Annotated in this window: 7 protein-coding genes; 2 read left to right on the top strand and 5 right to left on the bottom strand. The window is 48.0% G+C overall.

The annotated features are described in order from the left end of the window. The first annotated feature begins 436 nt into the window (after window positions 1-436). Window positions 437-673 carry a hypothetical protein gene (locus DW205_RS18620; protein ID WP_005864392.1) on the top strand — a complete coding sequence of 79 codons (237 nt, stop codon included), beginning with the start codon at window positions 437-439 and terminating at the stop codon, window positions 671-673. Next, the gene (locus tag DW205_RS18615; protein WP_005864390.1) at window positions 640-981 is read left to right on the top strand and encodes a type II toxin-antitoxin system RelE/ParE family toxin; all 342 of its coding nucleotides are present in this window, start codon (window positions 640-642) and stop codon (window positions 979-981) included. The genes DW205_RS18620 and DW205_RS18615 overlap by 34 nt, the downstream gene beginning before the upstream one ends. 69 nt (window positions 982-1050) lie before the next feature. Here the strand turns inward: DW205_RS18615 and ilvC are convergent, their stop codons facing one another. From ilvC to ilvD, 5 genes are read right to left on the bottom strand one after another with little or no spacing between them, the layout of a single operon-like run. Beyond that, window positions 1051-2094, bottom strand: a complete 1044-nt coding sequence (gene ilvC / locus DW205_RS18610; protein WP_005864389.1) for a ketol-acid reductoisomerase — start codon at window positions 2092-2094, stop codon at window positions 1051-1053. A gap of 49 nt (window positions 2095-2143) precedes the next feature. Continuing rightward, window positions 2144-2869, bottom strand: a complete 726-nt coding sequence (locus tag DW205_RS18605) for an acyl-[acyl-carrier-protein] thioesterase (protein WP_005864388.1) — start codon at window positions 2867-2869, stop codon at window positions 2144-2146. Between the two features lie 6 nt (window positions 2870-2875). After that, window positions 2876-3430 carry an acetolactate synthase small subunit gene (ilvN, locus tag DW205_RS18600; RefSeq protein ID WP_005864387.1) on the bottom strand — a complete coding sequence of 185 codons (555 nt, stop codon included), beginning with the start codon at window positions 3428-3430 and terminating at the stop codon, window positions 2876-2878. 15 nt (window positions 3431-3445) lie between these two features. Beyond that, window positions 3446-5149 carry a biosynthetic-type acetolactate synthase large subunit gene (gene ilvB, locus DW205_RS18595; RefSeq protein ID WP_005864385.1) on the bottom strand — a complete coding sequence of 568 codons (1704 nt, stop codon included), beginning with the start codon at window positions 5147-5149 and terminating at the stop codon, window positions 3446-3448. A gap of 33 nt (window positions 5150-5182) precedes the next feature. Continuing rightward, window positions 5183-7018 (bottom strand): dihydroxy-acid dehydratase, encoded by a 1836-nt coding sequence (gene ilvD / locus DW205_RS18590; RefSeq protein WP_005864376.1) that lies wholly within the window; start codon window positions 7016-7018, stop codon window positions 5183-5185. Window positions 7019-7474: the final 456 nt, after the last annotated feature.

The following is a 7474-nucleotide window of genomic DNA, read 5'->3' as shown; positions in this document are numbered from 1 at the left end:
TTGCTTGCTTGCTTGCTTGCTTGCTTGCTTGCTTGCTTGCTACACAATTATTCCGATTCACCAAACGCATACTGATAAAAAAGGTTAACATTATATATCTATCACACATCATCATATGATTTTCATATACTCTTTTAATGTATAAGACGTAGTAAATATAAGAAATAAAAAAATATGTAATAAAGACCTGCACACCCCACACCCCAAAATTCATGCTTATTGTGCGTATATAGCAGATAAGCGATTAAAAATAGCGGTTATGTGACATAAATAAATTTGAATACCATTTTGAGGGGATGGAGACGGGGCACGCCCCGTCTCTACAACTGGGTAATGAGTTAATCCTATAGACCTACTTTTTTCCTTACCAAATATCTTATTACATGGAAATTATTCCATACATTTGCCACAGTACTAATTAATAACGATTACGACTATGACAAAATTAAGCAACATCCCCGCCAAGGAAACTACGGCCAAGACCGCAAAGACACGTAAGACCAAGACCGGACCCGCAAAGCTCAAGTGGGATCCCACCAAGCCGGTGCAATTCACCCAAGAAGAGATCTGGGAACATATCCATGAGATTGAGAAGGGACCGTTCCTAACCCTAGATGAAGGTTTTAAACGTTTTGAGGCATGGAAGCAAGACCTACTCAAAAGCAGGTTATAACCAGTAGTTTATTTTGGGAAAGTTACGATAATGTATATGTTCAAGGCCTTGACTTATTTGGATTCTACCAAGCGGAATTATACGCTAACAAGATAAAATCCATCTTATACGAGTTAGACCAAACCTATCCTTATTATCCCGAATGCCGACACCTAGCCACGAAAAGCCGCATGTACCGGAACATCATCCTAGATTCACACCTTATCATCTACCGCATCACCGAGGAACGCATCGAGGTGCTGGACATCGTCCATTCAGCATCCAGCATGCGAAAGATCAAGAAGACTAGGAATATCCACATCGAATAACACAAAGAAAGGCGAGCCACCCGTAAGTGACCCGCCTCTTTTTGCTGATATATAAGGATTAAGATTGGATTAGTTGTTCTCCGGACGAAGCTTACGTACAGTAACAGCTGTCTGCCACATCTCGCTCTCGCGCAATGCCTTCAATTCAGCCTCCAATTTCTCACGATAATCCGGCTTAGAGTTTGAGTCGATAGAGATCTGAGCCTCGTTACCGCATTTTACGTTTGCGTACAATTTCTCGACAACCGGCTTGATTGCGTCGTGGAACGGACCCATCCAGTCCAAAGCGCCACGCTGGGCGGTAGTAGAGCAGTTCGCGTACATCCAGTCCATACCATTCTTGGCGAATAAAGGCATCAAGGATTGAGTCAACTCCTCGACCGTCTCGTTGAAAGCCTCGGAAGGAGTATGTCCATTCTCGCGCAATACCTCATACTGGGCCAACAACAAACCTTGGATAGCGCCCATCAAGGAACCACGCTCACCAGTCAAATCGGAAGTAGCCTCACGGATGAAAGTCGTCTCGAACAAGTAGCCGGAACCGATACCGATACCCAACGCCAACGTACGATCCATCGCCTTGCCAGTAGCGTCTTGATAGATAGCGAAAGAAGAGTTCAAGCCACGACCCTCAAGGAACATGGAACGCAAAGACGTACCAGACCCCTTCGGAGCGACCATGATCACGTCAATATCCGCGGGAGGAACAACGCCCGTACGATCGTTCCAAGTGATCGCAAAACCATGAGAGAAATACAGGGCCTTGCCAGCTGTCAAATAAGGCTTCATCGTAGGCCATACAGACATTACGGCAGCGTCGGACAACAAGCACATGATGATCGTGGCCTTGTCGCAAGCCTCCTCGATACCGAACAGAGTCTCACCCGGAACCCATCCGTCCTCAACCGCTTTATCGTAAGTCTTACCTTGGCGCTGGCCAACGATTACGTTGAAGCCATTGTCACGAAGGTTCAATGACTGTCCCGGTCCCTGTACGCCATAGCCGATAACAGCGATTGTCTCATCTTTTAATATCTCTCTTGCCTTTTCCAACGGAAATTCCTCGCGGGTCATTACATTCTCTACAACACCGCCAAAATTCATTTGTGCCATTTTCTTTTTAACTATTAATGTTTAAAAACCTATTTATGTATCTCTTTTATTATCTCCAAGTAACCGCCGCACGACAGATCGCCTTTCCCTCATGGCAAATAGCCATGTCTTGCTTATCGGGAGCGGACTCCGCCTTATGAAGCGTAAGCGGCATACCTTGTTTACCCTCGGATTGGTAGGCGATCTCCAGACGGCCGATCTCACGGGTCTTGAACTGATCGATATCGAACAAATCCAGCAGGTGCTCGATATACTTCACGCTATTGAAGTGACCGTTGATATCCAAGTCGCTGTATTTGATCGAATACGGGATTCCCTCCGCCTTATTCTCCGCCGGCATGATCTTGCCCGGCTTCTCGATCGGGCACGGACGCTCGTCGATATATTTGCCCAATGCCTCTATATCCAATAAGGTAGGACGGCGGGTCTCCACGTCGATAGCCGCCCAAATAGAACGGGCGAATCCAAAGGTTTTCCCATTCTCATCCGCCAGCTCGAAACAACGACTGGTGAAGAGGCGTCCGACCTCATCGATCCAAGTGTATAGATTAATCTTATCGAAGGCGGTAGGATATTCCTTCATCTCGATAGCCAGACGGGACAACACCCAAGCCGTATGACGCTCCGACATATCATTGAAACCGAACCCACGCTCTCCGGCATGGCTGGAAGCGGCGTGAATCAAATAGTTACCAATCATAGGGAGCGTTACACGTCCCCTGAAATCCATCAAATACGGCTCCGCCACGAAATGAAATAATCCTACTTTCTCCATATCTTATTATTGTTGCTTTTCATGTAACTTTCGCTCCATATCGGCCAACATATCGCTCAAGCGCTCCACCTTGCTCTTCGTGATAGCCACACGTCCGGAGCGGATGAATTGCAGGACACCGATCGTCTCGCTCAACTCATTGAACAAGGCTTGTGTCTCGTCATAGTGGCCACTCTTCTCCAACACCACGCAGGCCTCGTTCATCTCCAAGATACGAGCGTTGTATTTACGGATCAATCCCTCCACGGTTCCCATCTTGATGAAAAGCTCGGTACTTAGCTTATAAAGGGCGATCTCTTGATAAACCAGATCCTCATCCGTATTATAATAAGCCTTCAAGATATCCACACGTTTATCGATCTGTTTCACCACCTTATCGATCATATCCTCATCGGCGAAGGTCGTGATCGTAAACTTATGGATGCCCTTGATAGCGGACGGAGAGACGGACAGAGTCTCGATGTTCAGCTGTCGGCGTGTAAAGATAATCGTTATCTGGTTCAAAAGACCTACGATATTCTCTGAAAAGATAATAACGGTATATAATTTCTTTGTTGTCATAGCTTCATCTCCTCCTTATTTCTCGTCTCCCATAATCATGTTTGTCACGCTTCCCCCGGCAGGAACCATCGGATATACCATTCCGCAAGTCTCCACGTTAGCGACCAACACGTAAGCGCCGTCGTGGTTTAGCATCTCGGCGATAGCGTCGTCCAATTCCTCCCGCTTTTCAACGGCACGGCCAGCGATACCATAGGCTTTAGCGATCGCCACGAAATCCGGATTCTCCATGATGGTGTTTGAATAACGCTCGTGGAAGAACAATTCTTGCCACTGACGTACCATACCTAAGAAGTTATTATTAAGAATGATAATCTTCACGTTCAGTTTCTCCTGCATGATGGTACCCAATTCCTGAATCGTCATCTGCATACCCCCATCACCGGTAAAGAAGCAGACCGTACGGTCCGGAGCCCCGAACTTAGCGCCCATAGCGGCCGGCAGACCAAATCCCATCGTACCTAAACCTCCGGAAGTCACCACGCTACGGGTTTGTTTATATTTGAAATAGCGGACACCCATCATCTGGTTCTGCCCAACGTCGGTCACCAATACAGCGTCGTTACCGGTCGCCTCGGAAACCTTACGGACTACCTCGCCCATTTTCAGTTGGCCCTCGGTCGGATACAATTCCTTCTCGATTACCTTATCGTATTCCTCTTTCTCGTCCCGATCGAACTCGGCATTCCATTCCGGACGTTTACGTTCTTCCAACAACGCCGTGATCATCGGTATCGTGTGCTTGGCATTACCCAGCACCTTTACATCTACGGGGACGTTCTTACCGATTTCCGAGTTGTCGATATCCAGATGGATAATCTTGGCTTGCTTAGCGTATGTCTTTAAATCGCCAGTCACACGGTCGTCGAAACGCATACCGATAGCGATCAATACATCACACTCATTCGTTTTCCGGTTCGGCCCTACGTTTCCATGCATACCGAGCATTCCCTTGTTCAATGGGAAATCGGTTGGCAACGCAGATAAGCCCAATACCGTAGATCCGGCAGGTATATCATTCTTTTGGAGAAACGCTCTCAATTCCTCTTCCGCACCGCCTAACAATACTCCCTGCCCGACCAGACAGAAGGGTTTCTTCGCCTCATTGATTAAATCGGCGGCGGCCTTGATACGATCCTTTTTGATATCCGGCTCCGGCTGATAACTACGTACGTAATCTACCTTCTTATATTCATAGTCCACCAGCCCTACTTGCGCGTCCTTCGCTAAATCCAGCACAACTGGACCCGGACGGCCTGTAGAAGCGATATAAAAAGCACGAGAAACAGCCCATGCGATCTCCTCCGGCTTGCGGATTTGATAAGCCCATTTCGTGATCGGTTGCGTGATGCCAATCACGTCGACTTCCTGAAAAGCATCGGTTCCCAACAACGGCGAGGGTACTTGACCGGCGATTACGACCATTGGCGTACTATCCATCAGCGCATCAGCGATACCCGTGATGGTATTCGTAGCGCCCGGGCCGGAAGTAACCAACGTCACTCCTACCTTGCCGGATACACGGGCATATCCTTGAGCCGCATGGGTAGCGCCTTGCTCGTGGCGCACCAATACATGCCTCAACTGGTCCCTATAATCATATAAACTGTCGTAAATAGGTATCGCCTGTCCGCCGGGATAACCGAAGATAGTATCTACTCCTTCAGCAATCAACGCTTTCAGCAAAGCTTCCGAACCGGTTATCTTTTGTTTCTCCATAAGAAATAACGTGTTTAATGTATATTATTGGCTTTAATCTTCAACAATCCTTACACCTCCCTTATCGGCGGAGCTAACCATCTTCCCGTACGCTCTCAACGCTTTCGAGACCTCACGCTGACGCGTCGGCGGCGTAAAGGCTTTCTTTCCACGCGCCTCTTCCGCTTTACGGCGCTCGGCCAACTCCTCGTCGCTCAGCCGCACGTTGATGGAACGTTCCGGGATATTGATCTCGATGATATCCCCGTCTCTCACCAGTCCGATAGCGCCACCGGAAGCGGCCTCAGGAGAGATATGCCCGATAGAAAGACCGGACGTACCGCCACTGAAACGACCATCCGTGATCAAGGCGCACTCCTTACCTAAGTGACGGCTCTTTATATAAGAGGTAGGATATAACATCTCTTGCATTCCCGGCCCTCCTTTCGGACCCTCATACGTGATGACGACCACATCGCCTGAAACGACCTTGCCTCCTAAAATGCCCTCGCAAGCGGCATCCTGTGAATCGAAGACTTTCGCCGGGCCGGAGAATTTCCAAATACTCTCATCCACGCCGGCGGTTTTTACGACACATCCGTCCAAGGCGATATTCCCTCTCAAAACAGCCAAGCCGCCATCCTTGGAATAAGCGTGCTCCACGTCACGGATACAACCTTCGGCACGATCCGTATCTAATTCCTTATAATAAGATTCTTGGGAACCCATCTGGATACTGAACCGATGAGCGGGAGCGCTCTTGTATTTACGGATCGCCTCCTCCGTTACGTTCGGGGAAGTGACGGCGTATTTATCAACAGCCTCGGCCAAGGTCAGGCCGTCCGCACGTCTCGTGCTGCCATCCACAAGCCCGGCTTTCATCAACTCGTTCATGATACCGAGGATTCCACCGGCACGGTTTACGTCTTGTACATGATAAGTGTGCGTATTCGGGGCTACCTTACACAGGCAAGGTGTCTTGCGGGATAACATATCGATATCCTCCATATGAAAATCGGCGCCGGCTTCTTGTGCCACGGCCAATAAGTGAAGCACCGTATTGGTAGACCCCCCCATGGCGATATCCAGCGACATGGCGTTCAAGAAAGCCTGACGGGTAGCGATGTTGCGAGGTAACACGGAATCATCCCCGTCACGATAGTATTTGTAAGCGTTCTCAACGATTTGCTTAGCCGCATCACGGAAAAGTTGGATACGGTTCTTATGGGTAGCCACGATCGTCCCGTTCCCCGGAAGCGCCAGACCGATCGCCTCGTTCAAGCAGTTCATAGAGTTAGCGGTAAACATACCGGAACAACAACCGCAACCCGGACACGCATGGCGTTCCACCTGCTCGATACGCTCATCGCTTACCGATGTATCGGCGGACTCAATCATCGCGTCGATCAAATCCAGATGGCGGCCATCCAGCTCACCTGCCTCCATCGGGCCACCGGACACGAACACCGTCGGGATATTTAATCGCATGGAAGCCATAAGCATACCCGGCGTGATCTTATCGCAATTGCTGATGCAAACCATAGCGTCCGCCTTATGGGCATTTACCATATATTCCACGCTGTCCGCGATAATGTCGCGTGAAGGAAGCGAGTAAAGCATCCCATCGTGCCCCATAGCGATACCGTCGTCGATAGCGATCGTATTAAATTCAGCGGCGAAACAACCTTGTTTCTCGATCTCGGCCTTGACCAGTTGCCCGATCTCATGCAAATGCGTATGCCCCGGCACGAACTGGGTAAATGAATTTACGATAGCGATAATAGGCTTGCCGAACTGTTCCTCTTTCATCCCGTTGGCACGCCATAGCGCACGGGCTCCGGCCATCCTACGACCTTCGGTGCTAAATGAGCTTCTTAACGGATTCTTCATCTCTTTCCTATTTTTTGTTCGTAGAGCGCTTTATCCACGCCTCTACCTTGATTTATTTATAATAAAAAAGCCTTTCCCTATATGGAGAAAGGCTTAAGAAATATCTCTACGACTTCACAACTTCTTACACACCTTTCTCCTTACCTACTAATGACTAGAAGGACCACCACGAGAATAATATGCAATACGTTGTTCATCATCTTTTCTTATTGTCTTTGTTTGTTTGACGCTGCAAATGTAGAACAATAATTGATATGCGCAAAGGATTTAAAAGAAAATTCTTCATTTTTCTTTCAATTCTCAAGCAAATACCATTTTAGGATTGCATTTTAACAGGAGCAAGAGTGTATTACTTAGGAATCGGAAGGTATAGAAGGGAAAAAACTTCGATTTCCAAACAGAAACAGTAAAAAGACAAATGTTATCTAAAACAGATTCCAGATAACATTTTTATCA

Origin of the sequence: Parabacteroides sp. AM17-47 (assembly GCF_003434625.1) — a bacterium.
GTDB lineage: Bacteria > Bacteroidota > Bacteroidia > Bacteroidales > Tannerellaceae > Parabacteroides > Parabacteroides distasonis.
Note: the sequence above shows the minus strand (reverse complement) of the source record. Positions and strands in the feature narration are given on the sequence as shown.